Here is a 26,581-nt window from a genome sequence, read left to right as displayed (position 1 = left end):
TAGCAATTGCTAGCGCTTGCAAGCGCTAGCACTGTGCACCGCCTCACACGGCAGGGCCTATTCCCGCTAGCACCGCTAGCACACCCTTCTGGATGAGCTCAGAAGCAGGCCACGATCCGCCCGACCGGCACTCCTCCGCCCAGCAGCACCAGCTCACCCGTGCGCCGCACGGCCTCCCCGTCCACCCACTCCTCGGCGTCGACCCCGCTGCGCCGCAGCGCCTCGGCCATCAGCACCGGGCGCACCCGCGGGGCGCCGTCGTCGGTCTTCAGCGCGAAGGCCCGCCCGTCGGGCAGGGCGACGGCGTAGCAGGACTCCGCACCCGCCTTCCCGATCGCACCCGGCAGGGCGGTGAGCAGGGTGAGCTCGTCGCGTCGGCTGCCCGACACGTTCTGCGGGAAGGCGCGGATCGCCTCGGCGATCCGGCGCTCGGGGCCGTCCTCGGCCACCGCGAGGGCACGGAAGGCCCGCGCGAGACCGACCAGCGAGGTCGACAGCAGCGGCGCGCCGCACCCGTCGACGGCCACGGTGTCGACGCCCTCGCCGGTGAGCCGCTCGAAGGTGGCACGGAGTGCGACCTGGAGCGGGTGGTCGGCGTCGCGGTAGGTGGCGAGGTCCCAGCCGTTGACCGCGCAGGTGACGAGCATGGCGGCGTGCTTGCCCGAGCAGTTCATCAGCACGGGCGCCTTGGCGCCGCCGGCGCGGATGACGTCCTCACGGGCCTGGTCGTCGAGCGGGTAGTCGGCCGGCGTCAGCAGCAGGCTCTCCTCGAGCCCGGCGCTGGCGAGGATGCGCCGGACGCCGTCGATGTGGAAGGGCTCCCCGGAGTGCGACGCGCAGGCCAGCGCGAGCAGGTCGGGCGGCAGGTCGAGGCCGGCCTCGACCATGCCGAGGGCCTGCACCGGCTTGTTGCACGAGCGCGGCAGGATCGGCGTCTCGACAGCGCCGACCGACCACTCCACGGCTCCGTCGGCGCCCAGCGCCACGACCGATCCGTAGTGGTGGCCCTCGACGAATCCGGAGCGCTGGATCTCGGCGACGACGACGGGCATCTCGGCTGCTGGCTGGGCTGAGGACATGCCCGTGAGGTTAGCCGCGCGCCTCCTCCCGACCGACGCCGAGTCGACCGCTCAAGTCCCCTCGATTACTCCGCTTAGGATGGCGGCCGTGCCTGCCTCCTCCGTGCCCCAGCACTGCCCGACCCCACGAGAGCTCGACGACCTCGAGCTGCTCACCACCGGGGCCCTCGCGCCGCTGACGGGCTTCAACCAGGACGGCAGCGTCGTGACGCTGACCCTCCCGACCGACGTCGCCGAGGCAGCCCGGGCCGCCGGTGCCGTCGAGCTGGTCGACCCCGAGGGCCTGCCGCTGGCGCGCGCCCCCTGGCCGACCGGACCGGTCGAGGCCCTGACCCACGCGCAGTACGGCCCCTTCCGCGACCGCTACCTCTCCCCCAGCAGCGTCCGACGCCACCACGCGGGCCGCACCTTCGTGCCCGTCGCCGGCCCGCTGAGCCTCGACCAGCTCGACCGGCTGCGCGAGGTCGGCCCCGTCGCGCTGCTCGCCCTCGTCGGCACCGGCACGGCGGACCTGTCGCCGGTCGCCCTGGTCCGGGCCACGCTGGCCGCCGCCGCCTCGCTGCCCGACGCCGTCGTCGTGGCCGTGCCGCTGGCCTCCCACGACGACGCCGAGGCCGACCACGCCCTCGGCGTGCAGGTCGTCGAGACCTTCGCCGCCGGTGACCCGGTGCTGGCCCTCCCCGACGCCGGCGACGACGCCGACCTCCCTGACGACGTCGCGGCCATCGTCGACCGCGACCGCCCGGCCCCCGAGGACCAGGGCCTGGTGCTCTTCTTCACCGGCCTCTCGGGCAGCGGCAAGTCGACCTTGGCCCAGGCGCTGATGGATCGCGTGCTCGAGCAGGGCCGGCGCAGCCTGACCTCCCTCGACGGCGACGTCGTGCGCCGCAACCTCTCGGCCGGCCTGACCTTCTCCAAGGCCGACCGCGAGACCAACATCCGCCGGATCGGCTGGGTCGCCGCCGAGGTGTCCCGCCACGGCGGCCTGGCCGTGTGCAGCCCGATCGCCCCCTTCGACGAGACCCGCCAGCAGGTGCGCGAGATGGTCGACGCCGCCGGCGGCGCCTTCTTCCTGGTCCACGTCGCCACCCCGCTCGAGGAGTGCGAGCGGCGTGACCGCAAGGGGCTCTACGCCAAGGCCCGCCGCGGCGAGATCCCCGAGTTCACCGGCATCTCCTCGCCCTACGAGGAGCCCGCAGACGCCGACGTCCGCGTCGACACCACGGGCCGCTCCATCGACGACGCCCTGCACGACGTGCTCGTCGCCCTGCGCGACGCCGGCTACCTCGACCTCCTGTCGGGCGCCCACCGTCCCGCGGCGCGCGACGACTCCTCCACCCCGGCGACCCTGTCGACGGAGCCCACGCCGTGAGCGCGCCCGCGTCGCCCGCCACCCGGATCGATGATGTCCTGCGCGTCGTCGTCCCCGCCCTCGTCGGATCCAGGAGGATCCCCGCATGACCGAGATCCTCACCCTGACCGCGCTCTCGATCCTCGCGGCGGGCTTCCTCGTCGGGATCGTCGTGGGGCTGACCGGCATGGGCGGCGGCGCCCTGATGACGCCGGCCCTGATCTTCCTCGGTGTCGGCGGCGGTGAGGCGGCCACGATCGTGACCGCCGACCTCACCGCGGCGGCCGTCTACAAGACCGGCGGTGCCGCCGTGCACGCCAAGGAGGGCTCTCCGAACTTCAGGATGGCGGGCTGGCTGATCCTCGGCTCGGTGCCGATGGCCTTCGCCGGGCCCTACCTCGTGCACTTCTTCACCACCGACGAGGAGCAGCTCGACCGCGTCCTGAAGCTCAGCATCGGCTTCGCGCTGCTGCTGGCCGCCTTCACCTACGCGCTGCGGCTCTACGTCAACCTGCGCCGCGTGCGCGCCGGCGGCCCCACCGGCGACCCCGACCCCAAGGTCCGTCCGATCCCCACGCTGCTCGTGGGCGCCCTGGGCGGCATCCTGGTCGGCATCACCAGCGTCGGCTCCGGCTCGGTCATCATGATCGCGCTGCTCATGCTCTACCCCGGTCTGTCCGCGGTGAAGCTGGTCGGCACCGACCTGGTCCAGGCCGTGCCGCTCGTGCTCGCCGCGGCCATCTCCAACATCGCCATCAACGGCCTCGACTGGGGCATCGCGATCCCGCTCATCATCGGCTCGGTGCCCGGCACCATCCTGGGCAGCAAGATCGCCCCCAAGGTGCCGCAGTCGTTCATCCGCCGCGGCATTGTCGTCGTGCTGACCATGTCGGGCGTCGCGCTGCTCGACAAGGCCGGCTGGGCGCCCCTGGGCCGCGAGGAGACCCACCCGATCCTCATCGGCGTCATCGGCCTGGTCATGGCCGTGCTGGTGCCCGTCGTCTGGGGCTTCCTGCGCAAGGGCCAGGGGCTGCCGATGTTCGGCGCCCCGACCGTCTCCGAGCTCGACTCGTGGTCCTACGGCGGCTCGCGCACCGACCGTGCGGCCGCACGGGCGGGCGTCGGGGAGGGGTCAGGCCCGACCGACGACCGGCCAGTCGGATAGCACCGGGCGGTCGATCCAGGTCGGGCCCTCGTGCTCGAGGGCCTCGAGGTCGGCGTCGACCATGAGCCGGGCCAGCTCCGGCACGTGCACGGTGGCCTTCCAGCCCAGCTCGGCCTCGGCCCTGCCAGGATCGCCCAGCAGCGCGTCCACCTCGGTGGGCCGCAGGTAGCGCTCGTCGAAGCGGACGTGGCGCTCCCAGTCCAGACCGACGTGGTCGAAGGCCGCCGCGACGAAGTCGCGCACGCTGAAGTCACGGCCGGTCGCCAGGACGTAGTCCCGCGGCTCGTCGGCCTGCATCATCCGCCACATGCCCTCGACGTACTCCGGGGCGTAGCCCCAGTCGCGGACCGCGTCGAGGTTGCCGAGGTAGACGTGGTCGGCCCGGCCGGTCTTGATCGCCGCCACCGCGCGGGTCACCTTGCGGGTCAGGAAGGTCTCCCCGCGCCGGGGGGACTCGTGGTTGAAGAGGATGCCGCTGACCGCGAACATCCCGTAGCCGTCGCGGTAGTTGCGGGTCATCCAGTGCGCGAAGACCTTCGAGACGCCGTAGGGCGAGCGCGGGTGCAGCGCGGTGTCCTCGCTCTGCGGCGGGTTCACCGCGCCGAACATCTCCGAGCTCGACGCCTGGTAGAACCGCGCCGGCACGCCGCTGGCCCGCACCGCCTCGAGCAGCCGCACGGCCCCCACACCGGTGACGTCGGTGGTGTGGGCCGGCTCGTCGAAGCTGACCCTGACGTGCGACTGCGCCGCCAGGTTGTAGACCTCGTCGGGCTGCACGCGCTCGACGAGCTGGATCAGCCGTCCGGCGTCGGTGATGTCGCCGTGGTGGAGCAGCAGTCGCGCATCGGGGTCGTGGACGTCCTGGTAGAGGTGGTCGATCCGCGAGGTGTTGAAGGTCGAGGACCGCCGGAGGAGGCCGTGCACCTCGTAACCCTTGCCGAGCAGCAGCTCGGCCAGGTACGAGCCGTCCTGTCCGGTGATACCGGTGATGAGAGCGCGCTTCATGGAACCCCTGCGTCCGACGATGGTGACGCAACGCTAGCGGGGGCCCGGACCGCCGACCGCCCCCGCCGCCCCCGCGACCGCCCGGCACGCCGGTGCGCACCGGGCCGTCCGTCCGGCCCGCTTTGTGCCCTATGACGCGCGACAACGTGGACGTTTCATGCCCCGGGCCGCGCCGGGTCTACGATGAGGGCTGCTGTCCCGAGGAGAGGTCCCCTTTCGCATGCCCGAAACGCACGCCGACTACCGGCTGAGCCAGCTCGACCAGCTGGAAGCGGAGTCGATCCACATCTTCCGTGAGGTCGCAGCGGAGTTCGAGAAGCCCGTCCTGATGTTCTCGGGCGGCAAGGACTCCATCGTGATGCTCCGCCTCGCCGAGAAGGCCTTCTACCCCGCGAAGATCCCCTTCCCGGTGCTGCAGGTCGACACCGGTCTCGACTTCCCCGAGGTGCTCGCCACCCGCGACTCCTGGGCCGAGCGCCTGGGCCTGCGCCTGATCGTGGCCTCGGTCGACCAGGCCATCGCCGACGGCATCGTCGTCGACGACGGCAAGACCAGCCGCAACCGCCTGCAGATCGGCACGCTGCTGAACGCGCTGGAGGAGGGCCAGTTCACGGCCGCCTTCGGTGGCGGTCGCCGCGACGAGGAGAAGGCCCGCGCCAAGGAGCGCGTCTACTCCCACCGCGACGAGTTCGGCCAGTGGGACCCGAAGATGCAGCGCCCCGAGCTGTGGAGCCTCTACAACGGGCGCCTGCACGAGGGCGAGCACATGCGCATCTTCCCGATCTCCAACTGGACTGAGCTGGACATCTGGGACTACATCGGTCGCGAGGGCATCGAGATCCCCTCGATCTACTACTCCCACCAGCGCCGCGTCTTCGAGCGCGACGGCATGCTGCTCAGCGAGAACGACCTCAACCCGCTGCGCGCGGGCGAGACCGTCACCGAGCGCACCGTCCGCTTCCGCACCGTGGGCGACCTCAGCCAGACCGGCTGCGTGGAGTCGGACGCCGACACCATCGAGAAGATCATCGAGGAGGTGGCGGTCGCCCGGGTCACCGAGCGCGGCGCCACCCGCGGCGACGACCGCTTCTCCGAGGCCGCCATGGAAGACCGCAAGAAGGAGGGCTACTTCTGATGGCCGCCAGCGACACCGAGACCACCGAGACCATCACCACCAACATGGACCTCTTGCGGTTCGCGACCGCCGGGTCGGTCGACGACGGCAAGTCGACCCTCATCGGCCGCCTGCTGCTCGACTCCAAGTCGATCTTCGAGGACCAGATGGAGGCCGTCGAGGCCACCAGCCAGTCCAAGGGCTACGACTACACCGACCTGGCGCTGCTGACCGACGGTCTGCGCTCGGAGCGCGAGCAGGGCATCACCATCGACGTGGCCTACCGCTACTTCGCGACGCCCAACCGCAAGTTCATCATCGCCGACACCCCGGGCCACGTGCAGTACACCCGCAACATGGTCACCGGCGCCTCCACCGCCGACCTCGGTCTGGTGCTCGTCGACGCCCGTCAGGGCCTCACCGAGCAGTCGCGCCGCCACGCGGTGATCCTGTCGCTGCTGCGGGTGCCCCACCTCGTGCTCGCGGTGAACAAGATGGACCTCGTCGACTACTCCCAGGAGGTCTACGAGAAGATCCACGCCGAGTTCACCCAGTTCGCGACGAAGCTCAACATCCCCGACCTCGAGGTCATCCCGATCTCGGCCCTGGCCGGCGACAACGTCGTCAACCGCTCCGAGAACATGGGCTGGTACTCCGGGCCGACCCTCATGCACCACCTCGAGCACGTGCACGTCGCCTCCGACCGCGACCTCATCGACGCACGCTTCCCCGTGCAGTACGTCGTGCGCCCGAAGTCCGACGAGCACCACGACTACCGCGGCTACGGCGGCCAGGTCGCCGGCGGCGTCCTCAAGCCGGGCGACGAGGTGGTCGTGCTGCCCAGCGGCATGACCTCGAAGATCGCCGGCATCGACCTCTTCGACCAGGAGGTCACCGAGGCGTTCCCGCCCATGTCGGTGACCGTGCGCCTCGAGGACGACGTCGACGTCTCGCGCGGCGACATGATCGCCCGGGTCAAGAACGCCCCGCAGCCCAGCCAGGACATCGACGCGATGGTCTGCTGGATGACCACGGCGCCGCTCAAGCCGCGCCAGAAGCTGGCCATCAAGCACACCACCCGCAACGCCCGTGCCCTGGTCAAGGACATCCAGTACCGCCTGGACGTCAACTCGCTGCACCGCGACCAGGAGACCAAGGAGCTCGGGGTCAACGAGATCGGTCGCGTCACCCTGCGCACCACGGTGCCGCTGCTGTGCGACCCGTACTCGAAGAACCGCACGACCGGCTCGTTCATCCTCATCGACGAGGCCACCGGCATCACCGTCGGCGCCGGCATGATCAACAACGCCGGCTGATCCACGCCCGGCACGACGAAGGCCCCCGACCACGAGGTCGGGGGCCTTCGTCGTACCGGGCAGGCGACTCAGCGCCTGCGCGATGGGCTCAGATCGCGACGACGACCTCGGCCACGCTGCCCACGGCGGCGTGCACCCTCTTGTCGACGGGCTCGGCCTTGGGGGCGAGGGTGCGCAGGGTCCACTCGCCCTCGCCGGCGAAGAACCGGAAGTGACCGGTGGCCGAGGTCGGGACCTCGGCGGTGAACTCGCCGGTGCGGTCGAGCAGGCGCACGTAGGCGTTGCCGACGGGCTCGCCGTCACGCACGACCTGACCCTGCACGATGGCCTCCTTGGCGACGTTGACGCCGTCGAGGGACAGACCGCCCTCGGTCGCGCCGCACATCAGGCGCCCTGCCCGTCGGCCTGGCCGGGCTCGTCGCCGAGGGCGACGGGCACGCCGACGAGGGAGCCGTACTCGGTCCAGGAGCCGTCGTAGTTCTTGACGTTCTGGTGGCCGAGGAGCTCCTTGAGCACGAACCAGGTCAGCGAGGAGCGCTCACCGATGCGGCACAGGGCGATGGTGTCCCTGGAGTCGTCGATGCCGGCCTCGGCGTAGAGGGCCTTGAGGTCCTCGTCGGACTTGAAGGTGCCGTCGTCGTTGCAGTTCTTGCTCCACGGCACGTTGATCGAGGTCGGCACGTGGCCGGCGCGCTGGGCCTGCTCCTGCGGGAGGTGGGCCGGGGCGAGGAGGCGCCCGGCGTACTCGTCGGGGCTGCGCACGTCGACGAGGTTCTGCGCGCCAATGGCGGCCACGGTGTCGTCGCGGAAGGCGCGGATGGAGCGGTCCTGCTCCGAGGCGGTGTAGCTGGCCTTGTCGCGGGTGGGCAGCTCGTCGGTGAGCTCACGGGAGTCGAGCTCCCACTTCTTGCGACCGCCGTCCATGAGCTTGACGTCGTCGTGGCCGTAGAGCTTGAAGTACCAGTAGGCGTAGGCCGCGAACCAGTTGTTGTTGCCGCCGTAGAGGATCACGGTGTCGTCGTTGGAGACGCCGCGCTCGGAGAGCAGCGCCGAGAACTGGTCCTTGGCGACGAAGTCGCGGCGCACCTGGTCCTGGAGGTCGGTGGTCCAGTCGAGCTTGATGGCGCCCTTGATGTGGCCCTTGTCGTAGGACGTGGTGTCCTCGTCGACCTCGATGACGACGACCTTCGGGTCGTCGAGGTGGTCCTCGACCCACTGGGTCGAGACGAGGGAGTTCTCGCGGCTCATGTCATTACCTTTCTGTTGCGCCCTGCGGCGCGGGGGTCTGGTGTGTGCTTCGTCGGAGGGACGGCGCTCAGGCGGTGGCGCGCTTGATCAGGAGGTACATCTCGCAGCCCAGGCAGAACCGGAAGACGGCGTTGAGCAGGGCGGCGACGAGGGCGAGGCCGATCGCGACCTGCGCGAGCAGCACGACGCCGGTCAGGTAGCCGACCAGGGCGACCAGGGTGAAGACGAGACCCACCGTCTGCGCGAAGCGCGGCGGGGCCGGGTCCTCGAGGTCGTCGGGCGGCGAGAGCCGCGGGCGCACGACGGTGCGGAACAGCCAGGCGTGGGGCGTGTGCTGCACGCCGCGCGCCGCTCCGAGGGCGAAGAACGCGGCCTGCACCGCCGTGAGCACGGCTGCCGGGGTCGGCGGCAGCACCAGCACGACCAAGAGGACGACCGCGGTGAGCGTGGCGGTGAACTGCGGCCCGCGGGGGTCGATGCCGGCGCCGGTCGGGGCGGACGGGCGAGTGCTGGTGGTGGACATGTCTCTCCTGCTCGGACGAGGGCGGCGGCGCTGGAGCGCCCCGCTGGCGGGTCGAGGGACGACCGCACCGAGATTACTGCACTGGATCAGTCGACTTACGAGTCGAGACGCGGCAGATCGGTCAGGGCATGCGACACAGCGAGGAGCGCACGCGGCAGTGGTCCACTGCGCGCCGCTTCGTCAGCCAGGTCGAGGACATGCGTCCAGGGTACGGCGACCCGTCGCTCACCGACGACACGACATCTCGCCTCGTGAGACGACGGTCCGCATGGCGGACATCGGCTCGGACGCTTACGCCCGGCCGAGCGCCTGCAGCACCTGCTCCTTGCGTGGGGCGCCCGCGGCACGGGCGATCTCCACGCCGGCGGCGTCGAGGACGAGGGTGGTCGGGGTGCGGAGGACGTCGAGGCGCCGGACCAGGTCGAGGTGGTGCTCGGCGTCGACCTCGAGGTGCACCACGCCGGGCACGACGTCGGCGACCTCGCTCAGGGTGCGCTTCGTGGCCCGGCAGGGCGCGCAGAAGGCGCTGGAGAACTGCAGCAGGGTCGCCTGCCGGCCGAGCCGGGCGGAGGGGACGGCCTCGAGGACCGCCTGCCAGGTCGCCGGAGCGCCGGCGACCGGCGCCGCCGCGCGCTGCCCGTCCGTCGGCGGGGCGTCGTCAGCGGACGGCTGCGCGGCCGCCGTCTCGGCGCGCGCCGAGGAGAAGCGACCGTCGGTGCGCAGACGGTGGAGACCGAAGGCGAGGGCGACGACGACCGCGGCCAGGGCGATGACGATTCCGGAGGACACGGGTGGTCAACCGCACGGTGCCGGCCGTTGTTCCGGTCACTGTCCCGGTCACTGTCCCGGCCGCCGTCCCGGTCGCCGTCCCGGTCGCCGCGCCTAGCCGCCCGCGAACGGCGGCAGGAACTCCACCGAGCCGCCCGGCTTCACGAGGACGGTGTCGGGGTCGCGACTGCCGACCGGCTGCTCGCCGACCAGCGTGGAGCACACCGCCAGCACCGCCGGCAGGTTGGTGCCCGGATGGAGCGCGGTCGCCCGGCGTACGACCTCGGCGAGCGAGATCGGGCCGCTCACGTCGATCCGGTCGCCGCCGACGCCGGCCGCCGCCTTGGCGCCGGCCCAGTAACGAACGTGGATGATTTCGGTCTCATTCACTTTGGAACCTTCCAATGTGTCCCCGGAGTTTCCTAGTGTGTCCTGCGTAGCACCTCGCCGGAGCCCAGCGTTGCGTTTCGGTCGCCTGCCCCATCCTCTGGGAGGAGACCACCGTGAGCACTCTTCTACTGCTGACCAGTGCCCTGCAGCCGTCCGCCGAGGTGCTGCCCGGGCTCTCGCTGCTGGGACACCAGGTCAAGATCCTGCCCTCCGAGGGGAGCGCACTGCTCGAGGCCCCCGACTCCGACCTCCTCCTGGTCGACGGACGACAGGACCTCGCCCACGCCCGCGACCTGTGCCGGCTCATCCGCACCACCGGCACCGACGTGCCTGTGCTGCTCGTGGTGACCGAGGGCGGCCTGGCCGTGGTCAACCACGACTGGGGCATGGACGACGTCGTGCTGCACACCTGCGGGCCCGCCGAGCTGGAGGCGCGGATCAAGCTGGCCATCGGCCGGCTCAACGCCCGTCGCGAGGCCGCCGACCCCGACGCCCACGTCATCCGCTCCGGCGAGGTCGTCGTGGACGACGCCACCTACACCGCCAAGATCGGCGGCCGGTCGCTCGACCTCACGTTCAAGGAGTTCGAGCTGCTGAAGTTCCTCGCCCAGCACCCGGGCCGGGTCTTCAGCCGCCAGCAGCTGTTGCAGGAGGTCTGGGGCTACGACTACTTCGGCGGCACCCGCACCGTCGACGTGCACGTGCGACGGCTGCGCGCCAAGCTCGGCCCCGAGAACGAGACCCTCATCGGCACCGTGCGCAACGTCGGCTACCGCTTCGTGCTGCCGACCAAGGAGAAGGGCGCCGTCGACGCCGACGCGCGCACCGGGCGGTCGGTCGACGCCTGACCGGGGCCGCTCGCTCCGTCAGCCACCCTCCGCCGTGCGGAGCCGGCGGCGCAGGGCGGCGACCTCGTGCTCGAGGGCGAGGACCCGGGCGATGCCGGCGAGGTTGAGCCCCTCGGCCAGCAGCTCTCGGATGCGGTGCAGGGTGGCGATGTCGCCCTCGGAGTAGAGGCGGTTGCCGCCGTCGGTGCGCTCGGGCGTCAGCAGTCCGCGGCGCTCGTAGACGCGCAGGTTCTGCACCTCCATGCGCACCATCCGGGCGGCCACCGAGATGGCGAAGACGCCCTCCTGGGTCGTGCTGTGCTGCGTGGTGCGCTGCTGTGTCGACACGGTCCACCTCCGCGCTTGAACGTACGTCATCTCTGCGGTACAACAAGCCTATAACCGCCGATACACATGACGGGCTCACGCAGACCGTCACCACCGGATCAACCACCAGAGACGACCAGGAGGAAACGCCATGCTGCTGCGCACCACCGACCCGTTCCGCGACTTCGACCGCCTGACCCAGCAGCTGCTGGGCACCACCAACCGCCCGGCCGCCATGCCGATGGACGCCTGGCGCGAGGGTGACCGCTTCGTCATCGAGTTCGACCTGCCCGGCGTGGCGCGCGACAGCATCGACCTCGATGTCGAGCGCAACGTCCTGACCGTGCGCGCCGAGCGCGTGCGACGTAACGGCGACTGGGAGCGCCTCGCCTCGGAGCGCACGACCGGCAGCTTCAGCCGCCAGCTCGTGCTGGGCGACAACCTCGACCTCGAGCGCATCGAGGCGACCTACGACGACGGCGTGCTGCGCCTGGTCGTGCCGGTGGCCGAGAAGGCCAAGCCGCGCAAGATCGAGGTCGGCTCCGCTGCTCCGCAGGAGACCGCCGCGCTCGAGGCGTGAGCACCCCGCCGGGGTGAGTGGGAGGAGGGCCCGGGCGAGTCCGCCCGGGCCCTCGCTCGTGTCAGCCGTCCTCGCCCCGCGACGTGCGCAGCCGGCGGCCCCTCTCGACGTCCTCGCGGCGCTTCTCCTCGGCCTTCTCCAAGCCCTTGGTCATGCGCGGAGGCAGCTGGAGCTCCTCCTCGGCGGGCAGTCCCGCCTGCAGCTCGCGGCCCCGCTCGAGCTCGGAGTCGAGCTCGGCGCCGAAGAGGAGCGCGAGGTTGGTCAGCCACAGCCACAGCAGGAACACGATGACGCCGGCCAGCGAGCCGTAGGTCTTGTTGTAGCTGGAGAAGTGGGCGACGTAGAAGCCGAACGCCGCCGAGACGAGCACCCAGGTGAGGATGGCCAGGACGGCACCCATCGAGACCCAGCGGAACTTCGGCTGCTTGATGTTGGGCGTCACGTAGTAGAGCAGCGCCACGATCAGCACGACTACGGCGAGCATGACCGGCCACTTGGCGATGCTCCACACCAGCACCGCGGTGTCACCGAGACCGATCGCGTCGCCGACGGCCTGCGCGGCGGGACCCGTGACCACGAGCCCCACGGCCACCAGGGCCACGAGCACCACCAGCACGGCGGTCAGCGCCAGCATCACGGGGCGCAGGACGTAGAACGGGCGCCCCTCGCCGGTCTCGTGGATGCGGTTCATCGCACGGCCGAAGGAGCCGACGTAGCCACTCGCGGACCACAGGGCGGTGGCGAGACCGATGACCAGCGCGAGGCCGGCCCCGGGCGCCGCGGCCAGCTCCAGCAACGTGGGCTCGACCGTGTCGGCGGCCGACCCGGCGCCGACGTCGCGCAGGATCTGCAGCAGCGTGTCGACCGTCTCCGGGCCGCGCCCCACCAGGCTGACCAGCGACAGCAGCGCGATCATCGCCGGGAAGAGGGCGAGGACGGCGTAGTAGGTCAGCGACGCCGCGACGTCGGTGCACTGGTCCTTGGAGAACTCGCGCATCGTCTTGCGCGCGACGTAGAGCCAGGAGCGCCTGGTGAGGTCGGTCGGCGAGTCGGGCTTGCCGTCGTCGTCGGGGTCGCGGTGCTCGCGCGCACGCGTCGTGGCTGCGGGCTCGGCGCTCGTCTCGGGGTGGGGGCTCATCCCTCCACCGTCCTCGCCCGCGCCCCGGGCCCGCGCCACCCTGCGGGGTGGACGCCCGACGCCACCTAGGGTGGCCGGCGTGGACGTGATGGAGCAGATCGAGCGGATCGCTGCGGCGGCCGAGGCGCACGACGGGGCGGCACCGCTCGACGAGGCCACCTGGCGCACGCTGCGGCGCCACCCCGAGCGCGCCCGTCACCGGGTCGTCGACGGTGGCTTCGCGCTGGTGGTCGGGCGCGAGCTCACCGTCGTGGTGGACCCGCCCGCGCGGGGCGCCGGCGTCGCGTCGGGGCTGGTGTCGGCGGAGCTGGCCGAGGCCGGCGAGGGCGAGCTGCTGGCGTGGTCGCACGGCAACCACCCCGCGGCGGCGGCGCTGGCCGCGGCGCACGGGTTCGAGCGGGTGCGTGACCTGTGGGTGATGCGGCGGGCCATGGCCGAGCCGCTGCCCGGTCTCGTCGTGCCCGACGGCGTCACGGTGCGCTCCTACGTCGACACCGACGCCGACGAGGTCGTGCGCGTCAACGCCGCGGCCTTCGCCCACCACCCGGAGCAGGGGGCGATGGACCGGGCCGAGCTGGCCGAGCGGATGGCGGAGGCGTGGTTCGACCCCGCGGGCCTCGTCGTGGCGGAGCGCGACGGCTCGCTGGTCGGCTTCCACTGGACCAAGCAGCACTCCCCCGACCTCGGTGAGGTCTACGTCGTCGGCGTCGACCCGGTGGCCCAGGGCCAGGGCCTGGGCCGGGTGGTCACGCTGGCGGGGCTGCACCACCTGGCCGGGCTCGGGGTCGGCGAGGTGCTGCTCTACGTCGAGTCCGACAACGAGGCCGCGGTCGCGACGTACTCGCGGCTGGGGTTCGGGCACGCTGCGCCCGACACCCACGTGCAGTACCGCCGGGACTGACGAGCCCGGGAGCGCCTCGGCTCCGCCTCAGCGCAGCGGGCGCACGTGCAGGCCGACCTCGGGGTCGACGACGACCTCCTGGGCGGCGGGCATGCCCTCGACGTCGAGGGTCGCGTCGAGGGGCACGTTGCGCTTGACCATGGCCAGGGCGATGGGGCCGAGCTCGTGGTGGCGTGCGGAGGTGCCGACGAAGCCGATGACCTTCTCGCCGTGGCGCAGCTCGGCGCCGCGGGTGGGCAGCCGGTTCTCGGTGCCGTCGAGGTGGAGCAGGGTGAGACGCCGCGGCGGACGGCCCAGGGTGTGCACGCGCGCGACGGTCTCCTGGCCGCGGTAGCAGCCCTTGTCGAGGTGCACCGCGGGGCCGACCCAGCCGGCCTCGTTGGGGATGGTGCGCGCGTCGGTGTCGAGACCGTGTCGCGGCTCGCCGCGGGCGATGCGCAGCGCCTCGAAGGCCCACAGGCCCGCGGCCGGGCCGGCGGCGGCGGCGTACGCGTGGAGCTGGTCGCGGGGCACGAGGTCGTAGCCCTGGGTGCTGGCGCGCCAGGTCACCGCGAGGTCGGCGGTGACCTCGGTGAGCTCGACACGGGTCATGAACTTCATCCGCTCCAGGAAGCCCAGCAGCGCCCCGGCGGCGCCCGGCTCGGTGTGGGCCACGAAGGCCTCACCGTCGTCGACGCCGGTGAAGGCGTGCTCGACGTGGCCCTGCGGGCTGAGGATCAGGGCGGAGGTCCAGACACCGGGGGCGAGGCCGGTGAAGTACTGGCTGGTGAGGCTGTGCAGCCAGGTGAGCCGGTCGGGGCCCTCCAGGCGCACGACGTCGCGGTGGGAGAGGTCGACGAAGCCGTTGCCGGCCTCGAGCGCGCGCTGCTCGGTGTTGAAGGAGCCGTAGTGCGCCGCCACCGGGGCGTCCGCACCGTCACCGGCGACCGCGCCGGGCAGGGAGAGCAGCGGGCTGGGCGTCGGGCGGGGGTCGCTCACGGGATGTCCTCACGGTTGGCCGAGCAGTCCTGGCAGTGGCCGAAGACCGTCAGGTGCCCGATGTCGACCACGAACTGCTGCTCGGCGGCCAGGCGTCCGACCAGATCGGCGGCCACGTCAGCATCAACGGAGGTCACCCGCTCGCAATTCCGGCAGACCAGGTGGAAGTGCTCGTGGTCGGTCACGGAGTGGTACGTCGGGGCCCTGTCGGACAGGTGGGCATGACGGACCAGGCCGAGCTCCTCGAGCACCTCCAGCGTGCGGTAGACGGTCGAGACGTTGACCGCGGTGGAGTGGCGCCGCACCTCGGCCAGCACCTCGTCGGGCGTGGCGTGGCCGAGCCGCTCGACCGCGGCGAGGATGAGCTCGCGCTGCGGGGTCAGCCGGTAGCCGCTGCCGCGCAGCCGGCTGCGCAGGTCGGCCGGGGGCCGGGCGCCCCCGGAGGCGGACGCGTGGTCGTGCTCGTGGTCGGCCATCGGCGGGTCAGGCCCTCTGCAGGCGCGCCCACAGGTGCGGCTGGAGCGCCTGGCCGACCGCGGCCATGTCGTAGGCGTAGAGCAGGTCGCCCTCGACGTTGCCGTAGAGACGGTGGCCGGCGGTGACCTCCTTGGCGGTCTCGGTGCGCGCGACCGCGTCGGTGGCGAGCTCGAGCTTGCCGTCGGCGGCCTCGCCGTACCAGATCTCCACGAAGCCGGTGTTGTGCGTGAGCAGCAGCTCCACCTTGCCGGCCTCGGGGCAGCGCAGGAAGCCGGTCTCCTGGGCGGCGTCGCGGACCTTCTCGCCCTGCTCGTCGACGATCCACGAGCGCGCGAAGTAGTGGATGAAGGGGCGACCGTCCTGCTGGAAGATCAGCTCCTGCTGGTAGTCGTAGGGCTCGATCGTCGGGTAGTCGCCCTTGCCGCTGCCGCGCCACGTGCCGAGCATCCAGGCCAGCGGGCCGCAGTGGGGGTGAAGGTTGTCAGGGAGCTGGAAGACCACCGGGTCACTCTAGCGGCGCGCCCTCCCGCCCACCGACGGCCGAACACCTGCTCCGTGGTGGTGCCGCGCTGGCTGACGCCGGGCCCCCACGGCGACCGCGCGCCGCTCCCCCGGTGCCGGTGTGCACGGCGGAGTGACGCCCGAGCAGGGCCGGGCGTCCAGCCCGGGCCACCTCCCTGCGCGCCCTCTACCGTGGGGCCATGCCCCGCTCCCTCGTCGTCAAGGTCACCTGCGCACAGGGCGACCCCGAGCGCGCCAACCAGGCCTTCACCGTGGCCGCGGCCGCCGTGGCCATGGGCGCCGACGTCTCGCTCTGGCTCACCGGCGACGCCGCGTCCTACGCCGTGGCCGGTCGCGGGCCCGACCTCGGGCTCCCCCACGCCACCCCCGTCGCCGACCTGCTCGACACCGTGCGCGAGCTCGGCCGGGTGACCGTGTGCTCGCAGTGCGCCACGCGACGCGGCATCACCGAGGCCGACGTGCTCCCCGGGGTGCGCGTGGCCGGCGCCGCGGTGTTCACCGAGGAGGTCCTCGCCGAGGGCGTCCAGGCGCTCGTCTACTGACCCCGTGCGCTCAGGGCGGGGCGGCCCCGGGGCCGAGAGCGGGCCGGCGCGGCTCCGCCGTACGGGGTGAAGAGCGCGGGCCGCCGCGGCTGACATCGTGGACCGGAGGGCGTGCGCCGGTCCGGCTCCGCGTCCTCGGGCGAGAGGAGTCAACGGTGCCCCCGGACCACGACTCGGTAGTGGTGCAGCAAGCGGTCGGGGTGGTGTGCGGCCTGACGGGGGTCTCGCCCGGGGACGCGGCGCGGGCGATCGAACGGGACGCCGCGACCCTGGGCCAGTCACCGGAGAGATTCGCGGAGTCGCTGTTGAGCCGATGGTCGGCGGCCCTCGAGGGTGATGCCGCCCAGGCTCGTCTCGCGCTGGGTCCGCTCCTCGACGAAGCCATGGCCCGCACGGTGACGCAGCGCCCCGCTCACTCGGCCTCCGAGCACGGTCATGCAGCCGCCGAGGACCTGACACGTCTCGCCGACCAGCCCCGCGACCACCCCGTCGCCGCCACCTCGGCATCTGATGGGGATCCCGGTCTCGACGCCGAGGAGAGCGCCCACCTGGCCGAGGCGCTGGGTCTGCCGCCCTCCTCTGCTGCGCCCCCGCAGGACGACGTCCGACGGGCCCCGCCACCACCGACGGGTGGCGCATCCCCCACCGACCGCTCCGACGACGAGGACTGAGCCGGCTCCGGGCCCGCCGGTGCGGTCGAGGCCGCAGCGGCGTCTCCTGGAGGGCGCCGACTTCAGTAGGGTGCGAGTCCTCATGACTCCCACCGGTGACGCCCCCCTCCCGCCCGAGGAGACCTCGGGCCGGTTCTGGCGCCGCCGTGACCGGGCCGAGGGATCGCCGCTGCCGCCGCTGAGCCTCGAGGAGCTGCAGGCGCGCATCGTCGAGCTCACCGCCGCGGCCGAGCGCGCCGCGTCGCTGCGCAACTCCGCGGAGCTGGCCGCGGCCGAGCAGGCAGCGGAGCGCCTCGTCGCCGAGGAGCACGCCGGCGCCGCCTCCCGGGCCCTGACCGAGGCCGAGCGCAGCGCCGAGGACCACGCACGCGCCGCCGCCGACGCCTGGGCGGCCCGCGAGGCCGCCGACCGCGCCGCCGCCGACCACTCCCGCGCCCGGCGTGACGCCGAGGAGTCCGCCGAGCAGGCCGCCACCGCCCGCGCCCGGGCCGAGGAGTCCGCCCGAGCGGCGGCGGTCGCGGCCGAGGAGCTCGCCGTCGCCCTGCGGGAGGCCCAGGAGGTCGCCGCGACCGCTGCGCGCGAGCGGGCCGCCGCCGAGGAGTCGGCGCGCGACGCGCTCGCCGGCGCGGAGACGGCGTACGCCGGGCGCGCAGCGGCCGAGGCCGCCGCCACCGAGGCGGCCCGCGTGGCCCAGGAGGCGTCGACCGCCCGCCAGGCCGCCGACGACGCCGCCCGCGCCCACGCCGAGGCGGCCACCCACGCCCACTCCGACCGGGAGAACGCCGAGCACGCCGCCGTCGCCGCCCACACCTCGCGCCAGGCCGCCGAGACCGCTGCCCGGGACGCCGCCGAGGCCCGCGCCCGGGCCGAGGAGTCCGCCGCGACGGCGCTCGCGGGCCGCGAGGCCGCCGACCTCGCCGCGGCCGAGGCGGCCCGCGCCGCACAGGAGGCGCTGGCCGGCCGCGTCACCGCCGAGCAGGCCGCCGCGCAGAGCGTCGCGGAGGCCGGGGCGAGCGCGGCACGGTCGATCGCCGGAGCCCAGGAGGCGGCCGCACGGGCGACCGCCGACGCCGAGGCGGCCGCGCTCGCCCGCCGCGAGGCCGAGGAGGCCGCGACCGAGCAGTCCGCTCGCGCCGAGCAGGCCCACACCGAGCGCGCCGCGGCGGAGCAGGGCGCGGCCGCAGCCGCGGTGGCCGCAGCGAGCGCCGCCGCTGCGCAGGAGCACGCCGAGGCCCGGGCCGGGGAGTCGGCCACGGCCCGCGCGGCCGCGGAGGCCACCGCCGCCGAGGCCCTCGCCGGCCGTGAGGCCGCCGACGCCGCCGCCACCGAGGCGGCTCGACGGGCCGAGCAGGCCCTCGAGGCACGCGTGCGGGCCGAGCACGACGCCGCCCGTGCCGTCGCGGAGGCCACCGACGCTGCCGCGCGGTCGGTCGAGGAGGCCGAGGCCACCGCCGCCCGCGCGATCGCCGAGGCGCGGGAGGCCGCCACGCGGGAGGTCGCCGCCTCCAGTGCCGCCGCCGCACGGTCGATCACCGCAGCGCAGGAGGCCGCGACCGCCTCGGTCGCCGAGGCCCGGGAGGTCGCAGACCTCGCGCTGGCCGACGCCGAGGCGGCTGCCGCCGAGCGCGACCGCGCAGAGGTCGCCGCCGCCGAGCAGGCCCGCCTGGCCGAGCAGGCCCTCGCCGACCGCAGCGCCGCCGAGGTCGCCGCGACCGCGGCGGCGGTGGCCGCCGCCGCAGCAGCCGCCGGTCGGGAGGCGGCCGAGCAGGTCGCCGCCGAGGCCGTCACCGCCCGGCAGGCCGCCGAGCGCACCAGCACCGAAGCCCTCGCCGGGCGCGAGCAGGCCGACAGCGCCGCGGCCCGGGCGGCCGAGCAGGCCGCCTCGGCCCTGGAGGGCCGTCGCGAGGCCGAGGCCGCCGCCACCCGGACGGCCGAGCAGGCCCAGGAGGCCGAGCAGGCCCGTCTGGTCGCGGAGGAGGCGGCACAGCGCCAGGCCGAGGCCGCCGCCGCGGCCGCGCAGGCCGAGACCGCCGCCCACACCGCCGCGGCCGAGGCCTCCCAGGCCGCGACCGCAGCCGAGTCGGCCCGTCAGCAGGCCGACGAGCTCGCCGCCGAGCAGGCCGCAGCAGCCTCCGCCGCCGCAGCCGCCCGCGCCGAGGCGGAGGAGGCCGCCAGGCGGGCCGGCGACGCCCAGTCGGCCGCCGCCGCGTCCGCCGCCGCCGCCCTCGCCGAGGCCGAGTCGGCCCACGCCGGGCGTCGCTCCGCCGAGCAGGCTGCCCGGGAGTCGGGCGAGACCGCCGACCGCGCGCAGGCCGAGCGCGCCGCCGCGGAGGAGGCGGCGCGGGCACAGGCCGAGGCCGCTCTCGGCGCGCACGCCGACCGCACCGCCGCCGAGGACGCCGCCGCCGGACAGGCCGAGGCGGCCCGGGCGGCCCACGAGGCACGCGTTGCCGCCGACGCCCTCGCAGCCGAGCACGCTGCTGCTGCCCGTGCGGCGTACGACGCCCGGGAGGCCGCCGACCGCGACGCCGAGGAGGCCCTGCGCGCCCGCACCGCCGCCGAGGAGGAGGCCGCCCGCCAGGTGGCGCTCGCCTCCGCCGCGGTGGCCGACCGCGAGGCAGCGGAGCAGCGCACCATCGAGGCGCTCGAGGAGGTCGCCCTCGCGGCACGGCAGCACGCGGAGGAGCTGCGGGCGGCCCACGACGCCCGGGAGGCCGCCGAGCAGGCCGCCACCGAGCAGGCTCGCCTGCGCGCCGAAGCCGAGTCGCTCGCCGAGCAGCGGGCCATCGACCGCCAGGCCGTCGAGTCGTCGGTGCGTCACCAGGCCGAGCTCGTCGAGGCCGCGCTCCAGGATCGTCTCGAGGCCGAGCAGCACGCCGCCGAGCTGGCCCGCGAGCTCGCCGAGGCGCGCGAGCAGCTGCTGGGACGACCGGTCGCCGCCCGCCCCGTCGCCGACTCGCGCCACCGCGGCGACGCCGACGAGGAGGCGGGCTCCCCCGTGACCACCGGCGAGCGGCCGTCCGGTGCGGCCACCGACGTCACCCGCACCCGCGGCCGCGCGTCGCTGGTCGCCCTGGTCCTCGCCGTGGCCGCCCTCGTGGCCGCCGCCGGTGTGGCGATCGGCGGCAACCCCACCGACGCCGTCGTGCTGGGCCTGGCGCTGCTCGCCGTGCTGCTGGTCTACGTCGGCGCCCGCGCCCGCACCCCCTCCACCCGGGTGAGCATCGACGCCGCCGGCGTGGTCGACATCCGCACCGCCGACAGCCACCACAGCTTCGACCTCCAGCAGCCCGCCACCGAGGTCGAGGTGGTCGGCGAGCCCGGCAGCCGCGGCTGGGAGGTCAGGTTCGTGCGCCGCAGCCTGCCGCCCGTCGTCATCACCGCCAAGACCGTCGACCCCGAGGCCTTCACCCGCGCCCTGCGCACCTGGCGCCCCACCGCCTGACCCACGACGACGAGCACGCGCTCGTCCTTGCTCGGCGGGTGCCGCGGGCCCCGGGCTCGCCGTCCGGTCGGGCCCGCCGGCCGTCCAGGCAGGAGTCCCCCAGGTCGTCCTCCCAGAAGTGGCGGCAAACGACAGCCTCAGGGCCCATCGACGCGTCATTTCCCGCCACTTCTGCGGCCCACCGACAGGGCAGCCGAACGTGGCGCTCCGCAGTGCCGGGTCAGGGACCGAGTGGAGTCGCGCGATCCCGACTGGCCCGTGGCCGTCCCGCCGACTTGTCCACAGGGCGGCGGCACACCAGTGGTTTCGACGCGCCGATTCGGGTTAATTTCACCGTACGGTCCCCTCGGTCCTGGGGCCGGTCCCCTCGGGAAGGACCCCTTCGTGAAGCCCTCTGCTCTCGTTGTTGCGGCCGTAACCCTGCCGACACTTTCGCTTCTCGGATGTTCAGGAGACCCGGAACCCACAATCGCGAACGAACCCACGAATACGCACTCGGCTCCGTCACCCGCCGCGGCACCATCGCCGTCTATCCCAACCCCTCCCGAGTCAGCAGACAAGGCGACAGCAGCGGGGGCCGAAGCGTTTGTGAGTTTCTACTGGGAGGTTGTGACCTACGCCCAGTCGTCGGGCGACGTGTCACTCTTGAAGGACCTAGCTCTTCCATCATGCGCCGCATGTTCGAGCGGGCTTCAAAGCATTGAGAAGACCTATGAAGCTGGCGGAAAGATTACCGGCGGCGAGACCGCGGTCTCCTCCGCGACCGCTACCCCCTTCTCGGCAGGTCCTGCTCAAGGGTTCTCCGTGGACGTCGAGGTCGTCACCCAAGATCAGACGATTGATATCCCGGGAGAAGATCTACGCCGCAACACCGGTGGCTCTGTATCTATGCGCTTCCTTTTGCAGCGGGAAGACCAAGAGTGGGTCGTGGGCCGCTGGGAGGTTACCCAGTGACACTCATGAGATTGGGTGCGGTCGTAGCCGGCTTCACCCTCCTTGCCCTTAGTCCAACCGTCGGTCTGGCCACCGCCGACAGCCCTGACGCAGCCTCCGGGCAGACTGACTTCATAGTCTCGGGCCAGAGCGGCAACGCAACCGTCAGTAACGACATGCCGAATGCGAGCGAGGCTTCCTCTACGGGGCCGGCACTGACCTATCACGAGCAGGGGGCTTGCGCTCTCGGCGGATCGACTACTTGCGCCGAACCGCTGACGTGCGAGGGCGGACAAACGGTGACTTACTGGTGGTACACCGACCCGACAGGCGCGACAGTGAGCCAGGGGTTTAGCTGCCCGGGAGCGACCCCCGACATTGCGGCTGCTCCCCCACAGGTCACCCCCGGCATGGTGCAGCGAGCACTCGAGCGCGTACCGCTGCCCGAGCCGGACCTCTCGGTCCAGCCGCCCGGGGGCAGGACGCTGATCAACTTCGAGACCAACTTCTTCACCGCCGCCGAGCCCTTCACCGAGACCGTCACCCTGCTGGGGCGACGCGTCGACCTCGACATCACCCCCAGCCAGTTCCGGTGGGCCTTCGGCGACGGCGAGGGGCTGAGCACCACCGAGCCGGGAGCGCCGTACCCCGACCTCGAGCTGACCCACACCTACCTCCAGCAGGGCCAGGTGCGGCCGCGGGTGACCACGGTCTACACCGCCGACTACCGCGTCGACGGCGGGCCGTGGCAGCCGGTGCCCGGCAGCGTCGACATCACCAGCGACCCCGTCGACCTCACCGTCACCGAGGTGACCAACCAGCTCGTCGACTACCGCTGACGCGGCCTCAGCCGCGCGGCGCGAGCCCTGCGCGGAGCCGGTCGGCGATCTCGGCGACGGCGGCGCGCGAGCTGCGGCCCACGCCGACGATGTTGAAGAAGCTGTGGATCTGGTCCTCGAAGCGCTTGAGCTCGACCGTGACGCCGGCGTCGGACAGCTTGCGGGCGTAGGCCTCGCCCTCGTCGCGCAGCGGGTCGAAGCCGGCGGTGCAGACGTAGGCGGGGGCCAGCCCCTCGGGGACGTCGGCGTACGCCGGCGACAGGCGCGGGTCGCGCGGGTCGAGGCCCTCGGTCATGTAGCTGTCGTTGGCCAGCTCCATGAACTCCGCCGACAGGTAGAAGCCCGCCCCGAAGAGGCGCAGGCTCTCGGTGGCGCGGGTCGCGTCGGTGGCGGGGTAGACCAGCAGCTGGAAGGCGCACGGCAGGCCCGAGCGGGCCGCCTCCAGGGCGACGCCGGCGGCGAGGTTGCCCCCGGCGGAGTCGCCGCCCACGGCGATCCGGTCGCGGTCGACCCCGAGCTCCTCGACGTGCTCCACGGCCCAGCGGTAGGCGGCGACGGCGTCGTCGTAGGCAGCGGGGAAGCGGTGCTCCGGCGCCAGCCGGTAGTCGACGGCCAGCACGAGGGCCTCGCCGCGCTCGGCGAGGATGCGGCAGGTCGCGTCATGGGTGTCGAGGTCGCCGAAGAAGAAGCCGCCGCCGTGGAAGAACACCAGCAGCGGCGCAGGAGGCTGCCGTACGGCGACCGACACCCGGGCGCGCGGCGTGTAGAGCCGCGCCGGGAGCCCGGCGACCTCGAGGTCGCGCACGGCGCCGATCGGCTGCTTGCCGCCGGCCATCGCGGTCTGCACCCGCGCCTGCACCCGGCCGTCGGGGAAGGCCATCGTCTCGATCGGCGGATCGCCCGAGAGCTTCTGCAGCTTCAGCATCAGCTGGGTGTCGACGGCGAGGGTCTGCCCGTCGAGCACCACCGGGGAGCCCGCCAGCCGCCGCTGGACGGAGGGCGGCAGCGACATGGCGGCGCCGAGAGCGGCCTTCTGCGCAGCGTGGGCGAGGGCCTGGAGGGGCGATCCGTTACTCACGAGTAGGGAACCTAGCCGACGGACCCGTCCAGCGACAGGAGGTCCAGCCACACGAGGTCCGGCCACAGGAGGTCCGGCGTCGACGGCCCCGTCACTGGTAGACGCGCACGTGGTCGACGACGAGGTACTGGGGGAAGGGAGTCTCCGGCGGGACCGGACCTCCCAGGTCACCGCCGATCGCGAGGTTGAGCAGCAGGTAGAACGGCTTGTCGAAGGCCCACAGCCCCAGTTGCTCGGCCTCGGCGCGCGACACCCCGCCCCACGGCCGGCCGTCGAGCTCCCACTCCAGCCCGTCGGGCCCCCAGTCGACGGCGTAGGTGTGGAAGCCGTCGGAGAGGGGCGCACCGGCGTCGTGCTCGCGGGTGACCTGCCAGCGGGTGCCGGCCTCGGTGGGCCCGTGGATGGAGCCGGTGACGAGGGTCGGGCTGCGCCCGACGTGCTCCATCACGTCGATCTCCCCCGAGCGTGGCCAGCCCACCTCCGCCCGGTCGGTGCCCATCGCCCAGAAGGCCGGCCACGTGCCGACCCCGGCGGGCACCTGCGCGCGCACCTCCAGGCGGCCGTACTGCCACGACAGGCTGCTCTCGGTGGTCAGCCTCGCCGAGGTGTAGTCGCGCACGGTGCCGTCGGCGCAGGTGTGGTCCGGCGCCGAGAGCGCCGAGACGACCAGGTGACCCTGGCCGTCGAGCGAGGCGTTGGTCGGGTCGTCGGTGTAGCACTGCAGCTCGTTGTTGCCTCCGCCGTGGCCGAAAGCGTCGGGCTGCCAGACAGCAGGGTCGGGCGGGGCGCCGGCCTCGCCGTCGAACTCGTCGGACCACACCAGCCCGGGCGCCCCGACGGCGCCCTCCTCCCCCGGTGACACCGGGGACGCCGGGGCCGCCGGGGACGACGCGGCCGGACCCGACGGGTCGGCCGGGTCAGCGGCGTCCGGCGCGCCCGAGCAGGCGGAGCAGCCGGCGAGCACGGTCGCACCGAGGCCGAGCGCGGCCAGGCTGCGACGGGCACGGAGCCGGACTCGACGTGCCACGACCCCTCCTCCGTCTCCCACCCGCGACCGCGCCGCGCGGGGCGTCGTACGACGTCCAGTGAACCCCGCCCGCGTCGCGCGGCGAAACCGGCGCACACCGGTCCGGCGCACCGATCTCGCGAGCCGTCGCGCGAGACACCTCCCGTTCACGCGCGACTGCCACACTGGCCCCATGTCCGCCGAGATCGTCGAGAGCCACGACGCCGCGCCCGAGGAGCCCTTCGACGTCGAGCCGCCCTACGTGCCCGACGACGAGGCGCTGGCGGCGGTGGAGAAGTACGACGACCGATTCCTCGACCGCGAGCTGAGCTGGCTGCGCTTCAACCAGCGCGTGCTGGAGCTGGCCGAGGACCGCGACCTGCCGCTGCTCGAGCGGGTCCGCTTCCTGGCCATCTTCACCAGCAACCTCGACGAGTTCTTCATGGTCCGCGTGGCCGGCCTCAAGCGGCGCATCGCCGCGGGCCTGGCCGTGCGCGCGGCCAGCGGCCTGATGCCGCGCGACGTGCTGCACCACATCTGGACCACCACGCGCGAGCTCAGCGAGCGCCAGGCCCACCTCTTCCGCGACGAGATCGTGCCCGCGCTGGGCGACCACGGCATCGAGCTGGTGCGCTGGGACGACCTCGACCGCGAGGAGCAGAAGCAGTGCAAGCGGATGTTCAAGGACCGGATCTTCCCGGTGCTGACCCCGCTGGCCGTGGACCCGGCCCACCCCTTCCCCTACATCTCGGGCCTCTCGCTCAACCTCGCCGTGCTGATCCGCAACCCCAAGACCGGCAAGGAGCACTTCGCCCGGGTCAAGGTGCCCCCGATCTTCAGCCGCTTCGTGCCGCTGGGCAACGAGCGCTTCGTGCCGCTGGAGGACGTCATCGGCGAGCACCTGCGCCGGCTCTTCCCCGGCATGGACATCCTCGAGGTCCACACCTTCCGCGTCACCCGCAACGAGGACCTCGAGGTCGAGGAGGACGACGCGGAGAACCTCCTGGCCGCGCTGGAGAAGGAGCTGCTGCGCCGCCGCTTCGGCCCGCCGGTGCGCCTCGAGGTCGAGGAGTCGATCTCCCCCGGCGTGCTGGAGCTGCTCAAGGAGGAGCTGGGGGTCAGGGAGGACGAGGTGTTCCACCTGCCCGGCCCGCTCGACCTGCGCGGCCTGCACGGCATCGCCGACATCGCACGCGAGGAGCTGAAGTACCCCGCGTTCGTGCCGACGACCCACTACCGCCTCGCCGAGGTCGAGTCGGCGGCCCCGGTCGACGTCTTCAAGGCCGCGCGGCGCCACGACGTGCTGCTGCACCACCCCTACGACTCCTTCGCCACCTCGGTGCAACGCTTCATCGAGCAGGCCGCCGCCGACCCGCACGTGCTGGCGATCAAGCAGACCCTCTACCGCACCTCGGGCGACTCCCCGATCATCGACGCCCTCATCGACGCCGCCGAGGCCGGCAAGCAGGTGCTGGTCATCGTGGAGATCAAGGCGCGCTTCGACGAGCAGGCCAACATCCGCTGGGCCCGCAAGCTCGAGCAGGCCGGCTGCCACGTGGTCTACGGCCTCGTCGGGCTCAAGACCCACTGCAAGCTGGCGATGGTGGTGCGCGACGAGCCCGACGGCATCCGCCGCTACACCCACATCGGCACGGGCAACTACAACCCCAAGACCTCGCGGATGTACGAGGACCTGGGCCTCATCACCACCGACGAGCGCATCGGCGAGGACGTCGCGCACCTGTTCAACAACCTCTCGGGCTGGTCGCGCAACGCCTCCTACGACGAGCTGCTCGTGGCCCCCGACTCGGTGCGCCTGGGCCTCGTGGAGCAGATCCACCAGGAGATCAGCCACCACCTGGCCGGTCGTCCCGCGCGGATCCGTCTCAAGGCCAACTCGGTCGTCGACGAGGCGGTCATCGACGCCCTCTACCTCGCCTCGCAGGCCGGTGTGCCGGTGCAGCTGCTGGTGCGCGGCATCTGCTCGCTGCGCCCCGGCGTGCCGGGCCTGTCGGAGAACATCGAGGTCCGCTCGGTGCTGGGCCGCTTCCTCGAGCACAGCCGGGTCTTCCGCTTCGAGAACGGCGGCGAGCCGGTGGCCTGGATCGGCTCGGCCGACATGATGCACCGCAACCTCGACCGCCGCGTCGAGGTGCTGGTGCGCCTGCCCGGCGAGGAGAGCCTGGCCGAGATCGACCGGGTGCTCGACATCGCCTTCGACCCCGAGACCGACGCCTGGCTGCTCGACAGCGACGGCACGTGGACGCGCAACCACGGCCCGGTGCACCTGCAGGAGAAGCTGATCGAGGGACAGCGCCGGCGGCGCCAGAGCACCTGACTTTCCCGCAGGGGCCCCCT

The 26,581-nt window shown here is 73.1% G+C and carries 27 protein-coding genes; 13 read left to right on the top strand and 14 right to left on the bottom strand.

What is annotated here, in order from left to right:
• Positions 1–98 precede the first annotated feature (98 nt).
• Positions 99–1,079, bottom strand: coding sequence for an asparaginase (locus ASF47_RS07935; RefSeq protein WP_056863433.1), 981 nt, complete (start codon positions 1,077–1,079; stop codon positions 99–101).
• An 88-nt stretch (positions 1,080–1,167) separates the two neighbouring features.
• Between ASF47_RS07935 and cysC the strand changes: the two genes are divergently transcribed.
• Together cysC and ASF47_RS07925 are read left to right on the top strand one after the other, a co-directional pair.
• On the top strand, positions 1,168–2,451 hold the full coding sequence (cysC, locus tag ASF47_RS07930) for an adenylyl-sulfate kinase (protein ID WP_235558678.1): 1,284 nt from the start codon (positions 1,168–1,170) through the stop codon (positions 2,449–2,451).
• Positions 2,452–2,536: 85 nt separating this feature from the next.
• A complete protein-coding gene (locus ASF47_RS07925) occupies positions 2,537–3,595 on the top strand; it encodes a sulfite exporter TauE/SafE family protein (RefSeq protein WP_082500106.1) in 1,059 nt (352 codons plus the stop codon).
• On the opposite strand, the gene gmd is transcribed toward ASF47_RS07925, so the two are convergent.
• Positions 3,563–4,600, bottom strand: a complete 1,038-nt coding sequence (gene gmd / locus ASF47_RS07920) for a GDP-mannose 4,6-dehydratase (protein WP_056863432.1) — start codon at positions 4,598–4,600, stop codon at positions 3,563–3,565. The two genes, ASF47_RS07925 and gmd, sit on opposite strands and share 33 nt — an antisense overlap.
• Before the next feature lie 220 nt (positions 4,601–4,820).
• Here gmd and cysD point away from each other — a divergent pair, with 220 nt between their 5' ends.
• Both cysD and ASF47_RS07910 read left to right on the top strand, forming a co-directional pair.
• Positions 4,821–5,735: a sulfate adenylyltransferase subunit CysD gene (gene cysD / locus ASF47_RS07915; protein WP_056863431.1), complete on the top strand. Its 915-nt coding sequence runs from the start codon at positions 4,821–4,823 to the stop codon at positions 5,733–5,735.
• Positions 5,735–7,030, top strand: coding sequence for a sulfate adenylyltransferase subunit 1 (locus ASF47_RS07910; protein WP_056863430.1), 1,296 nt, complete (start codon positions 5,735–5,737; stop codon positions 7,028–7,030). Before cysD ends, ASF47_RS07910 begins: the two co-directional genes overlap by 1 nt.
• Positions 7,031–7,118: 88 nt before the next feature.
• Here ASF47_RS07910 and ASF47_RS07905 read toward each other — a convergent pair whose 3' ends face one another.
• From ASF47_RS07905 to ASF47_RS07885, 5 genes are all read right to left on the bottom strand, one after another.
• Entirely contained in the window at positions 7,119–7,415 is a 297-nt protein-coding gene (locus tag ASF47_RS07905) for a DUF1416 domain-containing protein (RefSeq protein ID WP_056863429.1), read from the bottom strand.
• Positions 7,415–8,278, bottom strand: a complete 864-nt coding sequence (locus ASF47_RS07900) for a sulfurtransferase (protein WP_056863428.1) — start codon at positions 8,276–8,278, stop codon at positions 7,415–7,417. The genes ASF47_RS07905 and ASF47_RS07900 overlap by 1 nt, the downstream gene beginning before the upstream one ends.
• Positions 8,279–8,345: 67 nt before the next feature.
• Positions 8,346–8,801 (bottom strand): DUF4395 domain-containing protein, encoded by a 456-nt coding sequence (locus tag ASF47_RS07895; RefSeq protein WP_056863427.1) that lies wholly within the window; start codon positions 8,799–8,801, stop codon positions 8,346–8,348.
• A 291-nt stretch (positions 8,802–9,092) separates the two neighbouring features.
• Positions 9,093–9,590, bottom strand: a complete 498-nt coding sequence (locus ASF47_RS07890) for a thioredoxin family protein (RefSeq protein WP_056863426.1) — start codon at positions 9,588–9,590, stop codon at positions 9,093–9,095.
• Between the two features lie 93 nt (positions 9,591–9,683).
• Positions 9,684–9,959: a MoaD/ThiS family protein gene (locus ASF47_RS07885; RefSeq protein WP_200918986.1), complete on the bottom strand. Its 276-nt coding sequence runs from the start codon at positions 9,957–9,959 to the stop codon at positions 9,684–9,686.
• A 113-nt stretch (positions 9,960–10,072) separates the two neighbouring features.
• On the opposite strand from ASF47_RS07885, the gene ASF47_RS07880 reads away from it, so the two are divergent.
• Entirely contained in the window at positions 10,073–10,807 is a 735-nt protein-coding gene (locus ASF47_RS07880) for a response regulator transcription factor (RefSeq protein WP_056863425.1), read from the top strand.
• Between the two features lie 18 nt (positions 10,808–10,825).
• Here ASF47_RS07880 and ASF47_RS07875 read toward each other — a convergent pair whose 3' ends face one another.
• Entirely contained in the window at positions 10,826–11,134 is a 309-nt protein-coding gene (locus tag ASF47_RS07875; RefSeq protein WP_235557533.1) for a MerR family transcriptional regulator, read from the bottom strand.
• A gap of 130 nt (positions 11,135–11,264) precedes the next feature.
• Here ASF47_RS07875 and ASF47_RS07870 point away from each other — a divergent pair, with 130 nt between their 5' ends.
• Complete coding sequence (locus ASF47_RS07870; protein ID WP_056863424.1) at positions 11,265–11,693, top strand: Hsp20/alpha crystallin family protein; 429 nt, start codon at positions 11,265–11,267, stop codon at positions 11,691–11,693.
• Positions 11,694–11,754: 61 nt separating this feature from the next.
• On the opposite strand, the gene ASF47_RS07865 is transcribed toward ASF47_RS07870, so the two are convergent.
• Entirely contained in the window at positions 11,755–12,831 is a 1,077-nt protein-coding gene (locus ASF47_RS07865) for a YihY/virulence factor BrkB family protein (protein WP_056863423.1), read from the bottom strand.
• An 88-nt stretch (positions 12,832–12,919) separates the two neighbouring features.
• Here ASF47_RS07865 and mshD point away from each other — a divergent pair, with 88 nt between their 5' ends.
• On the top strand, positions 12,920–13,732 hold the full coding sequence (gene mshD, locus ASF47_RS07860; protein WP_056863587.1) for a mycothiol synthase: 813 nt from the start codon (positions 12,920–12,922) through the stop codon (positions 13,730–13,732).
• Between the two features lie 27 nt (positions 13,733–13,759).
• Here the strand turns inward: mshD and ygfZ are convergent, their stop codons facing one another.
• Genes ygfZ through ASF47_RS07845 form a run of 3 tightly spaced genes read right to left on the bottom strand, consistent with a single transcriptional unit; the run spans position 13,760 to position 15,688 of the window.
• Entirely contained in the window at positions 13,760–14,710 is a 951-nt protein-coding gene (gene ygfZ / locus ASF47_RS07855) for a CAF17-like 4Fe-4S cluster assembly/insertion protein YgfZ (protein ID WP_056863422.1), read from the bottom strand.
• Positions 14,707–15,186 (bottom strand): Fur family transcriptional regulator, encoded by a 480-nt coding sequence (locus tag ASF47_RS07850; RefSeq protein ID WP_056863421.1) that lies wholly within the window; start codon positions 15,184–15,186, stop codon positions 14,707–14,709. Before ASF47_RS07850 ends, ygfZ begins: the two co-directional genes overlap by 4 nt.
• Positions 15,187–15,193: 7 nt before the next feature.
• Positions 15,194–15,688 carry an FABP family protein gene (locus ASF47_RS07845; RefSeq protein ID WP_056863420.1) on the bottom strand — a complete coding sequence of 165 codons (495 nt, stop codon included), beginning with the start codon at positions 15,686–15,688 and terminating at the stop codon, positions 15,194–15,196.
• A 200-nt stretch (positions 15,689–15,888) separates the two neighbouring features.
• On the opposite strand from ASF47_RS07845, the gene ASF47_RS07840 reads away from it, so the two are divergent.
• The 5 genes from ASF47_RS07840 to ASF47_RS21035 all read left to right on the top strand — a co-directional run bounded on the left by ASF47_RS07840 (position 15,889) and on the right by ASF47_RS21035 (position 22,139).
• Positions 15,889–16,251 carry a DsrE family protein gene (locus ASF47_RS07840; RefSeq protein ID WP_056863419.1) on the top strand — a complete coding sequence of 121 codons (363 nt, stop codon included), beginning with the start codon at positions 15,889–15,891 and terminating at the stop codon, positions 16,249–16,251.
• Between the two features lie 305 nt (positions 16,252–16,556).
• Positions 16,557–16,922, top strand: coding sequence for a hypothetical protein (locus ASF47_RS07835; protein WP_156697799.1), 366 nt, complete (start codon positions 16,557–16,559; stop codon positions 16,920–16,922).
• 82 nt (positions 16,923–17,004) lie between these two features.
• Complete coding sequence (locus ASF47_RS07830; RefSeq protein WP_056863417.1) at positions 17,005–20,367, top strand: hypothetical protein; 3,363 nt, start codon at positions 17,005–17,007, stop codon at positions 20,365–20,367.
• 231 nt (positions 20,368–20,598) lie between these two features.
• Positions 20,599–21,321, top strand: coding sequence for a DUF6318 family protein (locus ASF47_RS22090; RefSeq protein ID WP_327138655.1), 723 nt, complete (start codon positions 20,599–20,601; stop codon positions 21,319–21,321).
• 389 nt (positions 21,322–21,710) lie between these two features.
• On the top strand, positions 21,711–22,139 hold the full coding sequence (locus ASF47_RS21035; protein WP_056863416.1) for a hypothetical protein: 429 nt from the start codon (positions 21,711–21,713) through the stop codon (positions 22,137–22,139).
• 7 nt (positions 22,140–22,146) lie between these two features.
• On the opposite strand, the gene ASF47_RS07820 is transcribed toward ASF47_RS21035, so the two are convergent.
• The gene (locus ASF47_RS07820) at positions 22,147–23,217 is read right to left on the bottom strand and encodes an alpha/beta hydrolase (RefSeq protein ID WP_228942513.1); all 1,071 of its coding nucleotides are present in this window, start codon (positions 23,215–23,217) and stop codon (positions 22,147–22,149) included.
• Positions 23,218–23,308: 91 nt separating this feature from the next.
• Entirely contained in the window at positions 23,309–24,244 is a 936-nt protein-coding gene (locus ASF47_RS07815; protein WP_056863415.1) for a glycoside hydrolase family 16 protein, read from the bottom strand.
• Positions 24,245–24,416: 172 nt separating this feature from the next.
• Here ASF47_RS07815 and ASF47_RS07810 point away from each other — a divergent pair, with 172 nt between their 5' ends.
• A complete protein-coding gene (locus ASF47_RS07810) occupies positions 24,417–26,561 on the top strand; it encodes an RNA degradosome polyphosphate kinase (protein WP_056863414.1) in 2,145 nt (714 codons plus the stop codon).
• The last annotated feature ends 20 nt before the right edge of the window (positions 26,562–26,581 follow it).

The sequence above is a fragment of the Nocardioides sp. Leaf285 genome (genome assembly GCF_001422955.1).
Classification (GTDB): domain Bacteria; phylum Actinomycetota; class Actinomycetes; order Propionibacteriales; family Nocardioidaceae; genus Nocardioides; species Nocardioides kribbensis.
This window is presented reverse-complemented; position numbering and strand designations above follow the sequence as displayed.